This is a genomic window from Gimesia benthica, from assembly GCF_009720525.1.
In the GTDB taxonomy this organism is placed as follows: Bacteria; Planctomycetota; Planctomycetia; order Planctomycetales; family Planctomycetaceae; genus Gimesia; species Gimesia benthica.
Genome location: NZ_CP043930.1, coordinates 2159976 through 2176575 on the forward strand (window position 1 = coordinate 2159976; position 16600 = coordinate 2176575).

A 16600-nucleotide genomic window follows, 5' to 3' on the forward strand; every position below is an offset into this window, starting at 1 on the left:
CTTCGACGTAAAATTTCTGCATAATGGAAATCACTCTCACGAGCCCCTTTGATTCTGCGTTTTGAGTTGTCAAAATCAGTTCCAGCACACACAATACCACTCACATAATCACAGCCAGGGTGAACCGCATGCTCAATGGAATTCCTCCCATCATCTCCCCCGACCTGATGTACGTTCTGATGAAAATGGGACATGGCGACGACATCGTCCTCGCTGACGGCAACTTCCCCGCCGACTCCCACGCCCAGCGTATCATCCGCCTCGATGGTCACGGCGTCCCTGAAATCCTCTCCGCCCTGCTCCCGTTCTTCCCCCTCGATACGTTCGTCGATCAGCCCGCCGGCCTGATGAACCCCGTCGACGACCAGGCCGCCGAGCCCCCCATCTGGCAGACCTATCGCGAACTCATTCACCAGTACGATGACCGCGCTCCGGAGCTGGAAAAAATCGAACGCTTCGAGTTCTACGAACGCGCCCGCCAGGCCTACGCCATCATCGCCACCAGCGAAACCGCTCTGTACGCCAATCTGATTCTGAAAAAAGGAGTTGTCGTCGAATAACGCTTTCCGTTTTTCACTGCACAAACTGAACTTGATCCACCCCCGCCGCTGCGTATGCTGGTCCCCTCTGGCTCGCGCGCGAGACAGGTGATCGTGCACCGGAACAGCCCTCACCACTGACGCAACAACACCTGAATCTCCATCGATTTTCACCCGCTTTCCACCTGTCAATCGCGCATCTGTTCTCAATGTTCTCCCCTTTCCAGCCGGTCCAATCGGGACAAACACAGGTCACACAGGGACAATATCCCGGACAGACCAGGACAAAATCCGGCCACATCGGGACAAAATTCTGTCTTGACCCCCACACGCCCTTTTCGAAAATACGAATTGCACTCAACAGACCATGCAGGGCCAGAGCCTGCGTGCCTGCCCGCCTGGAAATATTCCATTCGTTTCGCCTTCCAAGGGAACCACGGACTGCGCACCAACCCTGAGCGGAATGGCGCTAGCCACCAGTAAAAACAAGACAAGGCAGGAATAATACGCGCAGGCACAACCCAGGAAAGGTAAACATCCGCCACCGGATTCATAACCAAACCAGCAAGAAAAGGGGTGGGCTCGGATGCAATCCGAGCCGAGCGTAGCGAGCAAGAGGTCTCAGCGAACGCGAACAGTCCAGAGAAAAGTCGCCCACCTCAACATTCAGAACATGAGGCACGCTTTCCCACAATAGAACGCGTGCCCCGCAACCTCCTGTTGTCTCCGACAACCTCGAATTACATTCGAGGCCACCCAACCAGGTTAAATAGAAATTCATCGGGTGGGCTCTAATGCAATCCGAGCCGAGCGCAGCGAGCAAGAGGTCCCAGTTTAAACCTGTAATTCAGGGCAAAGCTTCCTACTTCCCATACAGAAAGTGAGTTACCCCTCCTCAACAGAACTCGAACCAGCCGCCTACTTCAGCAGAATCGTCTGTTCCCGATCGGGTCCGACAGAAACAATCTCAACCGGCTTACCAATGATATCTTCGATCGCCTTGATGTACGCGATCGCATTCTCAGGCAGATCTTCCATCTTGCGGATGCCGGTGATATCTTCTTTCCAGCCGGGAATCGAGCGATATACTGGCTTGGCCTGCTCCAGATCCAGAATGTGGCTCGGGAAGTCGGTGACCTGCGTGCCGTTCACGTCGTAAGCTTCGCAGACCTTGAGTTCGTCCAGTCCGCTCAGCACGTCCAGCAGCATGACGGCAATGCAGTCGACGCCACTGATATTCGCCCCGTATCGGGTAGCGACAGCGTCAAACCACCCGCAACGCCGCGGACGTCCGGTGACAGTACCGTATTCATTCCCCACGTCGCGAATCCGCTGCCCGATTTCATCATGCAGCTCGGTCACGAAAGGACCGCCGCCCACGCGTGTCGTATAGGCTTTCACCACGCCGATCATCTTGCTGATGTAACGCTCGGAAACACCACTGCCGTTGTGAATCCCGCAGCCGGAACTGTTGGAAGAAGTCACATACGGAAAGGTCCCGTGGTCAATATCCAGCAGGCTCCCCTGGGCTCCTTCGAACAGAATCTTCTTCTGCTCGGCAACCGCTTTCAGCAGATAAGCACTGGTATCGACGACGTGCGGCTTCAGAGTCTCGGCATAACCGCAATACTCTTCAAAGATCGCGTCGACGTTCAACGGCTCTGCTTCGGGATCGAGGGCCTGGAAAATCTTACTTTTATAAGCCACGATTTCTTCCAGACGAGCCCGGAAAAAGTCAGGACGCATCAGATCGCCCATCCGAATGGCATGGGTCCGGCTCGCTTTGTCGCGATAGCAGGTTCCGATGCCCCGCATGGTCGTGCCGATCGCGTTCTCTTTGCGGCTCTTTTCGAAAATGCTCTCTTCCTGCATATGATACGGGAAGATCACGTGGGCCCGGTCACTGATCAACAGCCGACTCGGATCAATCGGCCCGTTCTGTTCGACGATCGAAGCCACTTCCTGCAGAAACGCCTTGGGATTGATCACCACGCCGCCGGTAATAACGGAGGTGACATTCGGATTCAGCACCCCTGCCGGCAGCAGGGAGAGTTTATAGGTCTTGCCGTCAAATTTGACTGTGTGGCCTGCATTATTGCCCCCCAGGTAACGCACCACGATCTCGTGTTGCTCGGAGAGTAAGTCTACAATTTTGCCCTTGGCTTCATCGCCCCACTGTAACCCGATTACCGACGTCGCTGACACAAAACTATCCCATTGCGTGATTTAAGAATAAACAGATAAAGACATATTGATCTCGGACCATCCCGAAACTGGCGCACGCCACGCGCGCACCGGCCCATTTTATCGAACCGGCACCAGTTTGGGGAGCGCCACACGTCCGTTGGATCTTAATAATTGGATTTTCGCCAGCGGGGGTGATATAATACCTTCTGCACACTTCCCCAGCGCGGGCCACACCAGGATTTAAACGCCAGGCTAATGAACACTTCTCCTCAAAAACGTGTCCTCATCATCGACGATGATGAGGGTCTTACAGAGCCTTTACAGCTGGCCATCGAAGCAGAAGGGTATGAGGTGCTCACCGCCCACGATGGCAATGAAGGCCTGATGAAAATCGAACGCGACGCCCCCGACCTGGTCCTCCTCGACCTGGTCATGCCCCGCCGCAGCGGATTTGCTGTCCTCGACAGCATCATCAACAACAAGCAGCGGGCTCCCAAAATCGTCATGGTCACCGGTAACAGCGAACCCAAATACCGCGAACTCGCCCTCGACCGCGGCGTCGACCGCTTCATCCCCAAACCCTACCACATCGAAGACCTCGTACAGACAGTCAACGAACTGCTCAATGCAGAGTGATAAACTGCTCTCTGATAAACCGGGTGGGCTCGGATGCAATCCGAGCCGAGCAAAGCGAGCAAGAGGTCTCAGCGAAAGCGAACAGTTCAGAGCAAAGTCTCCTACCTCAACATTCGGAACGTGAGGCACGCCTTCCCGCAACAGAACGCGTCCCCCCAACCTCCTGTTGTCTCCGACAACCTCGAATTACATTCGAGGCCACCCTACAGGAACCCCCACAGATTTACCCAGCACATAATAGCGAGCAGAACTCCAACTCCAGTCTGTAATCCTGTCCGCCAGCCCTTTCTTTACGGGATTCATATGCATGTAGGTTAGTTTCTCTTCTATCTTTTCTTCTGATTCAATCTCAAATGAATAATAGTGTTTTTGCCAGAGAGGATCCTCTTTTGAAAACATTTTTGCATACTGGCTCTGTTCAAGTAAAAACTGTTTGATCGAGCGACTGGAACTTCGTTTCCAGTCTCTCATGAAAGCACTGAGTTCACCGATCCTGTGAAACCAGACCAGGGCATGCACATGATCGGGCATAATCACGAAACCGACACAGATCGCCTCGTGCCGCATTAGTTCATGATTTAGTGCCCCCAAAAGACGACGTTTGGCACCATCATGATCGAGGTAAGTCCGATTTCCGTAACAGGAAAACGTAACGAAATGGACGTATCGCCGATCATCAAACTGAGTTCGTTTGTTCATGTTCACATATTAGCAAACAAAAGCATATCACCAACTTGATTATCGAAAATAGAACGGGTGGGCTCGGATGTAATCCGAGCCGAGCAAAGCGAGCAAGAGGTCTCAGCGAAAGCGAACAGTTCAGAGCAAAGCCACCCACCTCAACATTCAACACGTGAGGCTCGCCCTCCCACAACAGAACGCGTCCCCCGCAACCTCCTGTTGTCTCACGACAACCCCGGATTACATCCGGGGTCACCCTTCAAATAGTAGATCAGAACCAAGGCACCCGCTACCATTGAATCCAGACAACCAGCTACAAACCGCTCTACAAAGAAGAGACGCTCCCATGAAACCGCAAACGCCCTGCATCCTGTTTCTCCTACTTTGCTCTTTCCTCACCACGCTCCCCGCAGCAGAAAAACCAGATAACACCAACCAGATCTTCCTGCTCCCCTACTTCCTGGGAAACGGTGAAACCGGTGTCTACCTCGCCTTTAGTACCGATGGTCTGCGCTTCAACTGGCTCAACGAGGGGAAGGTCGTCATGCCCGCCCCGAAGTGGGGCGAAGAAAGCCTGACCCGCGATCCATCCATCGTCTACCACGACGGTAAGTTCCACATGGTCTGGACCACCAGCTGGAAGTCACGCAGCATTGGCTATTCCTCTTCAAAAGACCTGCTGCACTGGAGCGAACCCCGCAAAATCGTCGTCTGGCAGGCAAGCGACGGCGCAAAAAACACCTGGGCCCCCGAAATCCACTGGGATCCGGAACAGCGGGAATACCTGATCCTCTGGAGCACCACGCTGGATACAGAACTCAACGATCAGGACCAGAGCCAGGATCAGCACGGCCATGATCACCGCCCTTACGCCATCCGCACCCGCGATTTCAAAACCTTCACGCAACCGAAACTCTTTTTCAGCCCCGCCCCCGAAATCAGCGTCATCGATCCTTTCATCGCCCACGATGATCGAAATACCAAAGACACTGCCGACGATCGCTGGGTCATGGTCATCAAAAACGAAATGCCGGCCGACCAGGGAGGCAAAAACTTAAGGCTCGTCTTCAGCAAACACATGCAGGGACCTTACGAGACCACGCTCGGACCGCCGATCGTCGGCGCAGGTACCTCAATTGTCAACACGATGGGCGAAGGACCTTCACTGTTCAAACACGACGGACTCTGGTACCTCTACTGGGACGCCCCCGGCAGCCACTTCTCTTACTGTCTGGCCACAAGCCCCGACCTGCAGACCTGGACCAACCGCACGCCGGAAATGAAGCTCCCCGCCAAACAGATGCGCCACGGCACCGTCTTTTTCGCTCCGAAAGACGCTATCGGCTTTCCGCTGAAGAAGTAATTATCTGGCAAGAATAGAAGAATGGGTGGGCTCGGATGCAATCCGAGCCGAGCGCAGCGAGCAGGAGGTCTCAGCGAAAGCAATCAGCCCAGAGCAAAGCCACCCACCTCAACATTCAGCACTTGAGGTACGCCCTCCCGCAACAGAACGCGTCCCCCACAACCTCCTGTTGTCTCACGACAACCTCGGATTACATCCGAGGCCACCCTTTCTGATAGAAAGTATGCTTGCTTACCCGCCACCAATCGCGGGCAAGAAATGAACCTCACTCTCGGGTGACACCTTCTGCGCCAGCCCCCGGGGAGTTACGTTCTGATCGACGGTCACCGCGATTCCGGGCCGCAGCTTCCCGTCAGGACAGAGCCGCTCCAGTGTTCCCGGATATAGAGCATCGAGGGACTGCACCGCTTCCAGCACGGTGCTCCCGTCGACAACCACTTCTTCCTCCCCCTCACAGAATGGTCTGAGCAGGGGAGGAACAAACAGGTGAGGCATCAGGGCCTCCTTTACTTCAGGACTGTTTCTGCAACAGTTCGTGCAGTACGCGTGGCGGCGACATCGGCAGCTCGTACATCCGCACGTCGACTGCTTCGTGAATCGCGGCTCCCAGCGCGGCCGGCGGCGGTACGATGGGAACTTCCCCAACGCCACGCACACCAAACGGATGACCGGGGTTCGGCACTTCCACGATAATCGTTTCGATCATGGGCAGGTCGTAACAGGTGGGAATCCGGTAATCGAGGAAGTTCGCATTTCGCATGCTGCCTTCCGTGTCATACCAGTATTCTTCGTTCAAACCCCAGCCAATCCCCTGCACGGCACCACCCTGGATCTGTCCTTCGACATAAGCGGGATGGATGGCTGTTCCGCAGTCCTGGGCAGCAGTGTAACGCAGAATATCGACTTTACCCGTATCCGGATCGACTTCCACATCGACCACATGGGCACCAAAGGCACCGCCGGGCTCATTGTGATTGGAAACGCCCCGCCCGACCAGCGGTTCGCCGGTCAGACTCAACTCGATGGCAATCTCTTTGAACGGCACCCGCTTGTCGGGACCGACGACACAACCATCTTCATAAGAGACAGCAGACGGATCGACTTCCCACAGTTCAGCGGCGCGAGCCACGATCTGACGCTGCAGGTCTTTCCCCGCTTCATAAGCAGCCCAACCGGTCGCATAAGTCACGCGGCTGCCACCCGTTACGTCGGTGTAACCCACGCTGTCGGTATCAACCACAGCCGGCTTGATGTCTTCCGCGGCGATTCCCAGTGTTTCCGCAAACTGCATCGCGATCGCGGTACGCGAACCGCCGATGTCGGTCGAACCTTCGAGCAGACCGACCGAACCATCTGAGTTCACGGTCGCCGTCACAGCCGACTTCAATCCGGCGTTGAACCAGAAACCACAGGCAATGCCGCGGCCTTTGTTGTCCCCTTCCAGGGCTGAGTTAAAGTGCTCGCTGTTTTTGATCGCTTCCAGTGTTTCCACCAGACCGATGCGGGGATAAGTCACGCCATCGATCCGCCGGGTTCCCTCTTTCGAGGCGTTCAGCAGACGGAAATCAATCGGTGCCATTCCGATCTGTTCGCACAGTTCATCGACGACCGTTTCTGTCGCAAACGCAGCGTTGGTCGCCCCGGGAGCCCGATAGGCATTCGTCCGTGGCTTATTGACGCAGACGTCGTATCCTTCCACGCGGCCGTTAGGCACATCGTAGCAGGAGAAGACGCACATACAGCCGGCCCCGATCGGCGAACCGGGATAACCGCCCGCTTCGTAGGCCATCCAGGCTTCGGCGGCGGTAATGCGGCCGTCGGCATCGGCTCCCATTTTGACTTTAATGTAAGAACCCGGAGTCGGCCCGGTTGCCTGCAGCACGTCAGCCCGGTCCATCACGAGTTGCACGGGAGCTCCCGACTTGCGGGACAGCACGGCAGCCACCGGTGCGAGGTAGACCGAAATCTTACCACCAAAGCCACCACCGATTTCCATCGGCACGACTTTCACACGGGCCAGCGGCACATCCAGCAGTTCAGCAACCTGCTGACGAACGGAGAAGGTTCCCTGAGTCGATGTCCAGACGGTAATCTGTCCGTCGTTGTTCCAGAGCGAGGTCGCCACATGCGGTTCGATGTAACCCTGGTGCACGGTTGCGGTACGGAATTCTTTTTCGACGACGTATTTCGCATCCGCGAAACCCTTGGCGATATCACCTTTTTCATAGACGAGATGCTTGGCGATGTTCGAAGGCTTGTCGCCCATTTCTCCCGAAACGGCTTCTTCTGTATGCACATCCGGGTTAAGTACCGGAGCATCGTCTTCCATCGCTTTCAGCACGTCCATCACCGGAGGCAGAACTTCGTACTCGACCTCAATCAGACTGGCAGCTTCCTGTGCGATGTGAATATTATCGGCAGCGACCGCAGCAATCGGGTGTCCCTTGTAGAGCACCTTGGTACGGGCCAGGTTGTTGCTGCTCAGGTGATTCAGATTCACGGCTCCTTCGCCGAGTTCTGCAATTTTATCACCGGGCTCGGGCATGTCGGCACTCGTCGCCACAGCGCGAACGCCGGGCAGTGCTTCCGCCTTGGAAGTATCGACTGACTTGATCACGGCATGGGCGTGCGGGCTGCGATGAATCGCACCGTAGATCATCCCTTTGACCTTGATGTCCGCGCCGTACAACGCACGACCGGTAACCTTGTCGGCTCCGTCGTGACGAATCGGACGCGTGCCGATCACTTTGTACTTGGGAGCATCACCACTGCCTGCATCTGTTTTGGTTTCATCGATTGTCGCCATTAGACCGTCTCCTTTTCACATGAGGCAGCTTGTCCACATCGTACTTCCGCAGCCTGCTGAATCGCACGCACGATCTTGTCGTATCCGGTGCAGCGACACAGATTGCCCGCCATCGAGAAGCGAATTTCCTCTTCGGTCGGGTTGGGATTCTTATCCAGAAACGCTTTGGCGGACATAATGTAGCCCGGGGTGCAGATGCCGCACTGCAGCGCTGCATTTTCCAGAAAGGCTTCCTGCAGCGGATCCAGACCATCGCCGGGGGCAAGCCCTTCGATGGTTTCGATCTCGGTCCCTTCGGCTTCGACCGCCAGAACCATACAGGTATTGACGGCTTTCCCGTCCATCACGACCGAGCAGGCACCACAGTTGCCGTTGGAACAACCTTCCTTGGCACCGGTCAGGTTGAGTGTATTGCGTAAGACTTCGAGCAAGGTCTGTCGAGGCTGACAGAGGAACTCCTCTTCACGGCCATTGATAGTCGCGGTTACGATCCGTTTCTTCGCCATCGAAGTGTCCTTATTAAAAATTTCAGTTGGGATTCAGTTGTAAGAGAGAGTTTTCGCTTCGCAGAAACGAATCATCCCCGAGCACGTTCCACCGCCTGTTTGATGACACGTTCGGTCAACACGCCGGTCACATGAATGCGGAATTCTTCGGTGCCCCGCATATCGGTAATCGGATGCACGACCGACTTCGCTGCGTCCGCCGCTTTTTTGATGGTTTCATCATTCACCGGCTGACCTGCCAGTGCGTCATACGCTTCCTGGCACAGGAACGGTTTCGCAGCGACAGCCCCCAGTCCAATGCGGGCCGAAACGAAGTTTTCGCCACTCTCATCCAGAACCACGGAGGCCCCGACTCCCACGACGGCAATATCCATTTCATTCCGGGGAATGAACCGCCGATAATGTGAACCGCTGTGAGCGGGACGAGGCGGGAAGTGGAGTTCCACAATGATCTCCCCCGGTTCCAGCACATTCTGGCCAGGCCCGGTGCAGAAATCTTCAACCGCGACTTCGCGAGTCCCATCAGGACCGGCAATCACGACGGTCGCTTCCAGAGCGATTAACGCTGGTGTTGAATCCGCGGCAGCACCGGCATTCGCCAGATTCCCCCCGACGCTGGCCCGGTTCTGAATCTGCATGCCGCCGATAATATGACTGCTGTCAGTGATCGCGGAATAGTTATCGACGATCCCCTGGTGGCCGTAAATCTGATAACAGGGAACCGCGGCTCCCAGGCGGAGCCCGTTGTCGTTGAACTCCAGTGCCATCAGTTCCGGAATCTTCTTCAAATCGACAATCAGATCGGTCGTCAACCGGCCGGTGCGGACATGGTCGATCAGGTCGGTTCCCCCTGCCAGCGGGCGGGCATTTCCATTGCTTTTGGCCAATAACCCGACGGCATCAGCCAGGGAAACAGGTGCTTCGTATTCAAAATCACGCATCGCAGGTTGGTCCCTCTCCAAATTGTCTTGATCTTGCTCAATTCGCAGCCGCACTCGACTCGCTGAGTGAGTTCGTCTTACCATCCATTATCAGTCACAGGTCATTTAACATCAATGCAACCAAAGACGAACAGCCGCCCGATTTCCCATTTTTATAATTTCCTTTAGAATAAAGTCTCAGGCCGGTCTGACAAGCCCGATTCCCGTCCGCCAGCGGAGAAAAGTTCCGATTGAGCGACCCGACACACTTACCACGCCTTTGCGGATTTGTTAACCTGCTTCGCAGTGAACAGTTCCGGCGGCTCCAACGTCGCAGGGACCGTTGACGTAAGAGTATTGCTGACAGGATGTCATCAATCTGGACCCGCAATCCGGAAAAACACCATCAGCCAATGGTCTCTGAAACAAATTCCATCTACCAGAGATAGTGCCTCGAGCACTCAGAGGCAGGTTATATATAGTGGCACGTAAAAAATCGTCTTCTGATCTGAATCAACAAATCGAACAGCGCACCCGGGATCTCGGTGAGCAGATCTGGGGGCACCTGGAACGGCGCGAGCCGACCATGTTCGAAAAGCGCTGGTGGGATGATCGCATTCTCTCCTGGGCGATGGCCGACGAATCCGTCAAAGTGCAGATGTTCCGCTTTGTTGATGTGCTTCCCATGCTCCGCTCGCACGACTCCATCGTTCGGCACCTGCAGGAATATTTTGAAGATGTCCGCAAGCATCTCCCCTGGGCGGCCCGCATCGGTCTGGAACTTTCGCAACCGAATTCCGTCCTCGGACGTGCACTGGCCCTGAACGCCCGCTCCAATGCCCGCCGCATGGCCAGCCGCTTCATCGCGGGTTCCTCAGTCGAAGAAATCCACTACACCGTCGACCGCCTCCGCAGCGAGAACTTCGCCTTCACCCTCGACCTGCTGGGCGAAGCGGTCATCAGCGAAGTCGAAGCCGAAGCGTATCTGCAGTCCTACCTGGATCTGATCTCCGGACTCGCACCCCGCGTGCGGAAATGGTCCGAGAATGTTCAGCTCGACTGGGACAGCCAGGGACACCTGCCCCGCACTAATGTTTCCATCAAGCTCTCTGCCCTGTGCAGCCAGTTCAAGCCCACCGACCCGGTCGGCACGATGGCCGTCGTCCAGCCCCGCCTGCGGAAACTGCTCCGACACGCGATGAAGTACGACGCCTACCTGCACGTCGACATGGAGCAGAACTCCTACAAGCCGCTGACGCTGGAAATCTTCAAGCAGACGCTGATGGAAAAAGAATTCCGCGATTTCGACAACGTCGGCATTGTGATTCAGGCTTATCAGCCGGCCGCCGAACAGGATCTGCAGGACCTGCTCAAGTGGACCAAGAAACGCAAAACACCGATCTGGATCCGCCTCGTCAAAGGCGCCTACTGGGATTACGAAACCATCGTTTCCGGCTACCGCAACTGGCCGATCCCCGTGTTCCAGCAGAAATGGGAATCGGACGCCAACTTCGAAAAACTGACCAAGGTCCTGCTGGAAAACCATCAGTGGCTCCGACCTGCCTTTGGCAGTCATAACCTCCGCAGCCTGGCGCACGCCGTCGCCGCGGCCCACGAGCTGGACATTCCCCCTTCCGCTTATGAAATTCAGATGCTGTATGGCATGGGCAAGGAACAGGCCCAGGTCTTTGCGGAGCTGGGGCATCGCGTCCGCATTTACACGCCGTTCGGCGAACTGATTCCCGGCATGGCATACCTCGTCCGCCGACTGCTGGAAAACACCTCTAACGATTCATTCCTTCGACAAAGCTTTACCGAGCACGTCAACCTGGAGACCCTGATGATGAACCCGTCCGAACATGCGAAAACCGCCACCAAACAGAAACCGGCAGAAGACGACGGCTTCCAGAATGAACCGCTCACCGATTTCAGCCTCGAAGAATCCCGCACGAAAATGCAGGCAGCTCTGGAAGAAGTCGAAGACCAGTTCGGTAAAGAATACCCGCTGCTGATCAACGGTCGCGCGATCGACACCAAAGCCACGATCACTTCGCGGAACCCTTCTCACAAATCCGACTCACTGGGCACCGTCTCCTCCGCCTCCGCGGATGACGCCATCGACGCCATCGATGCCGCCCGGCGTGCCTTCCCTGCCTGGTCGCGTACCGAACCCCAGTACCGCGCCGAATACCTGGAACTGATCGCCGCCAACATGCGCCGCCGTCGTTTCGAGTTGGCCGCCTGGATCGTCTTTGAATGCGGAAAACCCTGGGAAGAAGCGGACGGCGATGTCGTCGAAGCCATCGACTTCTGCATGTACTACGCCAACCAGATGCGCCGCCTGGCTCATCCGCTGCACTGTGACGTACCCGGTGAAGAGAACGTCTACTTCTACCGTCCCCGCGGCACCGTAGCTGTCATTGCCCCCTGGAACTTCCCACTCGCGATTCTGACCGGCATGACTGTCGCTTCCCTGGTCACCGGCAACACCGTCGTCATGAAACCAGCAGAACAATCGTCGATTGTCGCCGCCAAGCTGATGGACGTAATCCATGAATCAGGCATCCCCGATGGCGTCGTCAATTTCCTGCCCGGCATCGGTGAAGAAGTCGGCCCCGAACTCGTCGGCAGCCCCGACGTGGAAATGATCACCTTCACCGGCTCTCGTGATGTCGGCCTGGCGATCAACGAAACCGCCTCTGATACCGATACGCGCCAGAAGATGGTCAAACGGGTCATCGCGGAAATGGGAGGCAAAAACGCGATCATCGTCGACGATGACGCCGACCTCGATGAAGCGGTCCTGGGAGTGATCCACTCCGCCTTCAACTACGCCGGCCAGAAATGTTCGGCCTGCTCCCGCGTCATCGTGCTCGAATCGATTCATGACACCTTCGTCAGCCGCCTTGTCGAAGCCACCAAAGCCCTCAAGATCGGCCCCGCGGAAGATCCCGGCACCGTCGTTGGTCCCGTTATCGATGAAGAAGCCCATCAGCGGATCCTGGAATACATCGAGATCGGCAAAGAAGAAGCCACCCTCGCCCTGGCCTGTGACACCTCCGACCTGGAAGACGAAGGCTACTACGTAGGCCCGCACATCTTCACCGACGTCGATTCCACCTGCCAGATCGCCCAGGAAGAAATCTTCGGCCCCGTCCTCGCCGTCATCAAGGCAGACGACTTTGATGAAGCGATCACCATCGCCAACGACACACCTTATGCCCTCACGGCAGGCGTCTTCAGTCGCAGCCCCGCTCACCTGAACAAGGCACGCATGGAAATCGTAGCCGGCAACATCTACCTCAACCGGAACATCACCGGCGCCATGGTCGAACGCCACCCGTTCGGCGGCTTCAAGATGTCCGGCATCGGCAGCAAGACAGGCGGCCCCGATTATCTGCTGCAGTTCCTCGTCCCGGTCAACGTCACCGAAAACACCATGCGTCGCGGCTTCGCCCCCGATGCTGCAGCGGAAGACGAAGAAGAATAACTGCCTTCAGACTACTCTTCCCGCAGTCCTTCCGCGGGAAGATATTTTTCGAATCCCTTGAAGTACTTGCCCCGCTCGATCATCTCCCGCGTCAACAGGCCGGCAAAATAGATCGGCAAATGCGGCTCGGCTTTTAGATTCTCGACCAGCCAGTCTAAGCCGGCACGTCCGCGCACAAGCACAATCACATTCTTCTCCCCCTTTTCATCCAGCCCCTGCGTCAGAATGACATGCTCGTTTTTCCCCAGGCGGCGGGAAACCAACTGCTGTGCCTCTTCCAGGGTTCTTGCCGGTCGACCGCTGCAGATAACCACGTACACTCCACGGGACGCATATTCATCCGCATTAGGCGGCTCCGATCCGGTCAATTGCGTGTAAGCCATGGTCACCAGCGGCAAGACCTCATCCGTCAACTGCTCATGTTCGCGTAATGCCTGGGCAAACAGAGTCGACATGTAATACTTATCATCCTCATGATCCCGCACACCCCATAGAATCCGCGTGCGCATATTATGATTGGTCGTGGCATCAAAGGGAGGCGCCATATAGACGTGATACAACGCCCGTAGCACGTTCTTCGTCTTCTTCGTCCCCAGGCCAAAGCCATAATAGAGTGCTGCTTTGCGCAGTCCCGGCGGTCCTTTCGGATCGAGCGCCTGATATAAGATCTCCGTCAATCGAGGATCCCGGGGCCAACCCATTGACTGAGAAAACCAGCCAATCATGACATTGGGTGAATGCTTCGAATGCCGCAGACCCTGACGAAACAATTCCAGCAGTTCCGCATCAGCCAGTTTCAACTGATCCCGTTTCGCATAGACATCATCCAGCTGCTTGCCTGCTGCCGGATCATCGGCGAAATAGGCCTCATAATCAGGGGCCACATATTCCGCCGCCTCATACGCATATGTCGCATCCGCAGGAGGACGCGTGTAGTCAGGCAGATTACTCCGGGGACTTCCCTCAGGCAGGAAGCGAGCCAGTTCATTCAGCCGACACGTCTGTAACTGGCGGGCCGTAAACAGCTCATTGAAATCGATTTCTACATTCGTATATTTCGAGAGAGAATCCATGAGCCACTTCCGTGACTTCAGCCCCTGCACCAGGACCACGGCTGTCTCATGTCCCGCGTCGACACGCGTTACGAATTCGAGCATCGCATCCTCGTGCCCGCGCAACACCTTCAAGACCATCGCACGCAGAATCTCCGCAGCCCGCGGATGGGTTGCAGAAACATCCGCACGATGAAAAGCAATGACCCACAGCCCCAGATCATCAAACCGCTCCAGCTCAGGCGGATCGGCCTCGAACACCGCCTGCCAGGTCTCCAGTGTCGCTCCCACCGTCAGATCGTCCAGCTGCCGATAATCATCCAGCAACTCGCTCAGCAGCTCACGCGTCTGTGCTTTGTCCCCATAGGTTCGCATCCCCCAGCCAATCCGATCCTGCATCTGCCCGTCAAGTTTCGGATAGCGTTCCATCAGCATCCGTACCAGATTCGGCGAACGATCTGAGACCACTGTCGGACCGTGATAGAGCGCAGAATGCGCAACACCGGGCAGGTTACTGGCACTCGCGTGATACATGAGTTCAATCGCCCGGGGATCCTGCGCTTTGCGATTCCAGATATACTGGTTCCCCACCTGCCCCAGCAGTGTGGTCCGATGATGCGAACAGTTCCGCAGGCCACGCCGAATCAAAGCCAGACGCGCGTCGGTGCTGGAGACCTTGAGCTTCCCTTCGATCAGCTGATCCAGCTGCGCGCCCGCTGCATTGTCATCCGGGAAAAACGCTTCGAAATCGGGAGGCACATACTTATCGGTCCGGTTCCAGCCAAACGGCGGCTCAATCTTTCCGGGCAGCGCCTGCGTCTCAGACTCCTCTGCCGGGAAAGCGGGCTGCATCCTGGAAACAGCAGCGACGCTGATCAGCAACAGCACCAGAAACTTCACCACGCCACGCAACTTCAACTCAGAGGTCGATCGCATTTCATCTCCTCCTCAGTTTGCAGAATTCCCGGTGGCAGCCAGGCGAGTTTAACCGAATCCGCCGCCTCCGCCATCATCTCCCATGTAGCCCCCTTCAGGGACATCCAGGTTCGTGTAGTTGCCGAACCGCATCGATTCACGGAGCCACGTCAGGTTTACAATCCCGGTCGGACCACTACGGTGCTTGGCCACAACCACTTCTGCCAGACCCGGATGGTCTTCGGGATCATAAGCGTCCGGACGGTGCAGGAACATGATCAGGTCGGCATCCTGTTCGATGGCTCCACTTTCTCGCAAGTCGGCCAGACGCGGACGCTTGTCTTCACGCAATTCCACACCGCGGTTCAGCTGGGCCAGGGCGATCGTCGGCACATTCAATTCCTTGCACAGCCCCTTCAGACGCCGCGTGATCCCCGCAATCTGCTGTTCACGAGGCATCGTCTTGTCTTCCGGTTCAATCAACTGCAGGTAGTCGATGATGATCAGCCCCAGGTTACTCAACCGCTTTAAACGCCGACAGATCGCACTGATTTCCTGAATCGTCCGCCCCGGTTTATCGTCGATAAACAGAGGCATCTCGCTGATCTGGGAAGAGGCCTCCAGCAACCGGTGCCGCTCGTCATCTTCCAGATCCCCGGCACGCAGCGAGTGACCATTCACCCCCGAGCGGATACACAACAGACGCTCTGCCAGTTCCAGCTTTGACTGTTCCAGAGAGAAGATGATCGTGGCCACGCCCCCCTCGTCGGCGGCGGCTTCCGCGAAGTTACAGACCAGCGCGGTCTTCCCCATCGAAGGACGGGCCGCCAGGACAATCAATTCGGAAGGCTGAAAACCGTTGATCTGTTCGTCCAGATCGACGAACCCGGTCGTGGTTCCGGTCAGTGATCCCTCTTTCTGGGTTCGCTCGTGGATCCGGTCGAAGGCATCCATCAGGATGTCCTTGATGTCGATCTTATCCCCTTCTCCCTGCGATTCGAGAATACTGAAGATACTCTGTTCGGCCTTGTTTAACACTTCCAGAGTGTCGCCCTGCGGCGAATAGCTCTCTCGAATGATTTCGGTACAGGAGTGAATCAGTTCCCGCTGGACCGACTTGTCACGCACGATGTTCGCATAGTATTCCGCATGCGCCGCGTGGGGGACGCTCTCCAGGATCTCGTGCAGGTACATCACATTGCCGGCTTCGTCCAGCTCTCCCTTCGAGTCGAGCTCTTCGGCCACTGTCACCGCGTCAATCCCGCGGACGCCGGCATCGTGTAAGCGCAGAATCGCAGCAAAGATCCGCGCATTTTTATCGCTATAGAAATGGTTGGTTTTGACAATCTGCACGAGGTCATCGATGACCACGTTGTCGAGCAGAATACTGCCCAGCACGGCTTTCTCTGCATCCAGGTTCTGTGGCGGCACTTTACCGAACAGCTCTTCCACAGACTCCTGCTTTGGACGGCGAAAATTTCCTTTGCCCGCAACTGACATGACCA

The 16600-nt window shown here is 56.3% G+C and carries 12 protein-coding genes; 4 read left to right on the forward strand and 8 right to left on the reverse strand.

Annotated elements, in window-relative coordinates; all coding sequences use genetic code 11:
* The first annotated feature begins 128 nt into the window (after nt 1-128).
* Nucleotides 129-560, forward strand: coding sequence for an RbsD/FucU family protein (locus F1728_RS08145; RefSeq protein ID WP_145037657.1), 432 nt, complete (start codon nt 129-131; stop codon nt 558-560).
* An 897-nt stretch (nt 561-1457) separates the two neighbouring features.
* Here F1728_RS08145 and F1728_RS08150 read toward each other — a convergent pair.
* Nucleotides 1458-2744 carry an adenylosuccinate synthase gene (locus F1728_RS08150; RefSeq protein WP_145181356.1) on the reverse strand — a complete coding sequence of 429 codons (1287 nt, stop codon included), beginning with the start codon at nt 2742-2744 and terminating at the stop codon, nt 1458-1460.
* A 237-nt stretch (nt 2745-2981) separates the two neighbouring features.
* Here F1728_RS08150 and F1728_RS08155 point away from each other — a divergent pair, with 237 nt between their 5' ends.
* Nucleotides 2982-3362 carry a response regulator transcription factor gene (locus tag F1728_RS08155; RefSeq protein WP_155363696.1) on the forward strand — a complete coding sequence of 127 codons (381 nt, stop codon included), beginning with the start codon at nt 2982-2984 and terminating at the stop codon, nt 3360-3362.
* 186 nt (nt 3363-3548) lie between these two features.
* Here the strand turns inward: F1728_RS08155 and F1728_RS08160 are convergent, their stop codons facing one another.
* Nucleotides 3549-4061 (reverse strand): REP-associated tyrosine transposase, encoded by a 513-nt coding sequence (locus tag F1728_RS08160; RefSeq protein WP_155363697.1) that lies wholly within the window; start codon nt 4059-4061, stop codon nt 3549-3551.
* Between the two features lie 328 nt (nt 4062-4389).
* Here F1728_RS08160 and F1728_RS08165 point away from each other — a divergent pair, with 328 nt between their 5' ends.
* Nucleotides 4390-5406, forward strand: a complete 1017-nt coding sequence (locus F1728_RS08165; RefSeq protein WP_155363698.1) for a glycoside hydrolase family 43 protein — start codon at nt 4390-4392, stop codon at nt 5404-5406.
* Between the two features lie 231 nt (nt 5407-5637).
* Here F1728_RS08165 and F1728_RS08170 read toward each other — a convergent pair whose 3' ends face one another.
* The 4 genes from F1728_RS08170 to F1728_RS08185 all read right to left on the reverse strand — a co-directional run bounded on the left by F1728_RS08170 (nt 5638) and on the right by F1728_RS08185 (nt 9659).
* Complete coding sequence (locus tag F1728_RS08170; RefSeq protein WP_155363699.1) at nt 5638-5901, reverse strand: MoaD/ThiS family protein; 264 nt, start codon at nt 5899-5901, stop codon at nt 5638-5640.
* 16 nt (nt 5902-5917) lie between these two features.
* Complete coding sequence (locus tag F1728_RS08175; protein ID WP_155363700.1) at nt 5918-8212, reverse strand: xanthine dehydrogenase family protein molybdopterin-binding subunit; 2295 nt, start codon at nt 8210-8212, stop codon at nt 5918-5920.
* Nucleotides 8212-8718: a (2Fe-2S)-binding protein gene (locus F1728_RS08180; protein WP_145181349.1), complete on the reverse strand. Its 507-nt coding sequence runs from the start codon at nt 8716-8718 to the stop codon at nt 8212-8214. The genes F1728_RS08175 and F1728_RS08180 overlap by 1 nt, the downstream gene beginning before the upstream one ends.
* A gap of 71 nt (nt 8719-8789) precedes the next feature.
* Nucleotides 8790-9659, reverse strand: coding sequence for an FAD binding domain-containing protein (locus F1728_RS08185; protein ID WP_155363701.1), 870 nt, complete (start codon nt 9657-9659; stop codon nt 8790-8792).
* A 460-nt stretch (nt 9660-10119) separates the two neighbouring features.
* On the opposite strand from F1728_RS08185, the gene pruA reads away from it, so the two are divergent.
* Complete coding sequence (pruA, locus tag F1728_RS08190; protein WP_155363702.1) at nt 10120-13128, forward strand: L-glutamate gamma-semialdehyde dehydrogenase; 3009 nt, start codon at nt 10120-10122, stop codon at nt 13126-13128.
* 11 nt (nt 13129-13139) lie between these two features.
* Here pruA and F1728_RS08195 read toward each other — a convergent pair whose 3' ends face one another.
* Entirely contained in the window at nt 13140-15116 is a 1977-nt protein-coding gene (locus tag F1728_RS08195; protein ID WP_155363703.1) for a hypothetical protein, read from the reverse strand.
* Between the two features lie 48 nt (nt 15117-15164).
* The gene (gene dnaB / locus F1728_RS08200; protein ID WP_155363704.1) at nt 15165-16595 is read right to left on the reverse strand and encodes a replicative DNA helicase; all 1431 of its coding nucleotides are present in this window, start codon (nt 16593-16595) and stop codon (nt 15165-15167) included.
* Between the last annotated feature and the right edge of the window lie 5 nt (nt 16596-16600).